A 3,051-nucleotide genomic window follows, 5' to 3' on the forward strand; every position below is an offset into this window, starting at 1 on the left:
AAAAGGCAGAATCCTCTGCCCGCTGACTATGACAGCCTGCCTCTCTTTGAGCGGCTTTACCATCTCCGTTCCGATATCCCGGCCATCACCCACGTGGACTACTCCGCGCGCATCCAATCCGTGCACCAAGAGACCAATGCGCGGTACTGGCGGTTAATTGAGGAGTTTAAAAAGCAAACGGGCTATGGGGTGATCGTCAACACCAGTTTCAACGTCCGGGGCGAACCCATCGTCTGCACCCCGGAAGACGCGTACCGGTGTTTTATGCGCACGGAGATGGACTACCTGGTGATGGGGGACTTTCTCTTCGACAAAAAGTCCCAACCCCCCTGGCAGGAAGAAAAAGACTGGCGGGAGACGTACGAGTTGGATTAGGCTTTCCGGCAGCTAATAGCGCAGGCGAGTGACCCAAATAAGGGCATTATATATCAAAACATGGTAACCCATAGGAGAGCCCACTTCAGAAGCGATAAACCATATTGCTTGTCATTGTAGTCTTCAGACACATCTAACCCCCGCCGCCTTAAGTCCGAGAGGGTGGTTGTCGCGTTCAAAGAGTATTAATCCCACCCCCCCCATCTTTATTCCAGACAACAAAGATTTTACCATCCTGAAAAAGTTCAAAAGTTTAATCGAGACAGATATTTTTGACCCCCGTAAACCCTATTTTGGCCCCTCTCTTGTTTGGAGACCAAGCAAGAATGTCAGCCAGGAGATCCGGGCGCCGCGCCTTTTTCAGAAACCGCTCCAGGTTGTTTTTGGAGATTGATAAGAGCCCCCACACCTCCTCCCGGGAAAGCCCGGCTTCTAAAAGGCGGGCGGTAATAGCCCGGGCGTCGAAATCATACGTGAGGTAAGGCGTTTCACCATACACCAGGTTTCCCACCGGCACCGGTCCATTGACCTTAACCCACTCCTTAAGGCGAGAAGACAGCTCTTTTTCCATCTTTTGGAGGGTAAGGAGCAAGGTTGCAGCCGTCTCAGCTTGCTTTCTGGTAGCAGGCGCCATAATATCTGGGGAAATCAACGCTCCAGCCATTACCGGGCAATGGGCGGTGACCCCGCATAGGCCGCAAAAGGAGCCGGGGGTGGGCTCAAAGTCTTGATCCCCTTCAATCCACCTGATCTTGTCTTTGAGGATGTGAGGCACCTCATCGAGATCATGGGCGTTCAAGAGTACTTCCTGCTCGCGGCCATAGCGGAGAAAATGCTGCCTGAGGAGGATTTCCCGGCTATCTGGCAAAACCGCTTGTTTGAGGCCCCAGCCATAGATTCGCAGTTGCAAGTCTTTCTGGATGTCCGCCGGCATCTTTCGGCCACTCTTCCAGTCAATGACCACCACAAGGTCTCCTTGCTGGAAAAACCAGTCCAGCACCATGCGGAAATAAGCCTTTGCATAGAAGAACTCGCAAGGCTGCCAATCCCGGTCAAAGGCTAATCTATGCTCAACCCCATTATGCTCCAGACCTGGGGGCAAAATAAAAGAGTTGTAAAATCTCTGCCAGATCTGAGATACATCCGGCGGGGCGCCTTCGTGGTTGATCCCTTCCGCCCATTGCCAATCGGTTTGCCGATTTTGGCTGATTAAACGTTTAAGGTATTCAGCAATGAGGGAGTGGAGTATTTGCCCGGTTATCATAGCCTCGTTAGGCACCCGGGGCAGCCGGTCCAAGACAATCTTCTTATAGGCCCAGGGGCAATGGGCATACAGTTCCAGCCGAGAAAAGGAGTATGAACTTTGGTCCTTTTTTGCCATTGATGCGGCTCCTCTTATCCATCCTAGGTCATCAGACCGGGCTCCCGCCAGGGAGCCCGGTTGTAAGGACGGGAAATTTAAAGTTTCTCCGAGAAAGAAGTGGGATGTAAACGAGGGGTACTACCCAAGAGGAAGGAGGTCAAAAGAATCTTCGGAAATCCTCCATGGTCTTTCAGATTAAAATAACTGAGTTTTGTCCTCGCTCACATTCTCCGCAGGCGGGGGAGCAGGTTGCAGGTTCTCTTTAGGCCCGGTTCGGCGTCGCCGTTTGGTTGACGTGGGCTTGGCGGCCTGGCCCTTAGAGTTGCCTTCATCCCCCGCACTCATATCCCTCTCTAAAGGCAGCGCCACAACTCCATGAGGTGGTTCCACGTCAATCATGCCAGGGGGTGGCTCCCAGGTGACTGGAACCATCTCTAATTCTGTCGGCGTTAGAGGATTGAACCCTAACCCTTCTTGAGTTTTCGGGAACCCCTCAGTGGGTAAAGGCGCCGAGTCCTTTTCAGTATCAGTGGAGGGGGCTTTTCTCTTTCCTTCCGGATTGTCAGTCCGGCTTTGCGGGAGGTTGGCCTCCAGAACCACTCCTTCGGGATAGAACTCTTCCTGCACCTCCCGCATCTCCTCTGGAGTCTCGGCCAGTTGCTCCAGGGCTCTCCGGGCTTCAGCCTCAATCTGGTCCATCCTGGCCTTGTGCTCGGCTCGCTGCCAAGCAAGATCATAGGCGATCTGGACAAGCTCCTGTTCTGTTCCAGAGAATTCCAAACTTACTGTAAAAAACACCAGTTGCTGGCCGTTGTCGGGCATAGTCGCGGTCTTAGGGCGGAGGACAAGCTTGAGGGGAATGCCTGCCAGGATACCGCCGGTAATGGCTTGGATAAGCTTCATGGAAGACAATATGGAGTTAACGCTGTTCCAGCTAGTGGTGCGAAACTTCCACACCCCGCCGATCCGGTCTACACCCTGGAGTAACACCTGCAAAGTGCCGTTGGGTTTGCAGCGGTCTTTACCGGCATAATCATTTTCCAGACGCAGGCAGGGACACTGGTGAGGATGGTATTTCCCGTCTTCTTCCAAGCGGTGCCCAGTTTCTCCATCCCCATAACACCAGAGGCGGTTGTCGGTGTAACAGGCATAGCGAGTTTGGAAATTGATATCCGGGTCATCAAATAGGAGCTTTACTGGCACTTCGGTGAGCTTGCCGTCAGGGGGAGCGAATCGCCGTATTAACTCCTGATCCGGTAGCAAACGACCGGCGGCGTCCCTCTCCATTGTGGTTAGGAGAAAAAAATCCAGTT

General features: G+C 53.1%; 3 protein-coding genes. 1 reads left to right on the forward strand and 2 read right to left on the reverse strand.

Annotation, left to right across the window (positions count from 1 at the left end):
• Positions 1-375: hypothetical protein (locus HY913_06570; GenBank protein ID MBI4962918.1), on the forward strand; the 375-nt coding region annotated here is incomplete at its 5' end.
• A gap of 253 nt (positions 376-628) precedes the next feature.
• On the opposite strand, the gene HY913_06575 is transcribed toward HY913_06570, so the two are convergent.
• Together HY913_06575 and HY913_06580 are read right to left on the reverse strand one after the other, a co-directional pair.
• A complete protein-coding gene (locus HY913_06575) occupies positions 629-1,756 on the reverse strand; it encodes a PD-(D/E)XK nuclease family protein (GenBank protein MBI4962919.1) in 1,128 nt (375 codons plus the stop codon).
• Between the two features lie 177 nt (positions 1,757-1,933).
• Positions 1,934-3,051 (reverse strand): hypothetical protein (locus HY913_06580; GenBank protein MBI4962920.1); only part of this gene is annotated, 1,118 nt, incomplete at its 5' end.

This window comes from Desulfomonile tiedjei (genome assembly GCA_016212925.1).
In the GTDB taxonomy this organism is placed as follows: Bacteria; Desulfobacterota; Desulfomonilia; order Desulfomonilales; family Desulfomonilaceae; genus JACRDF01.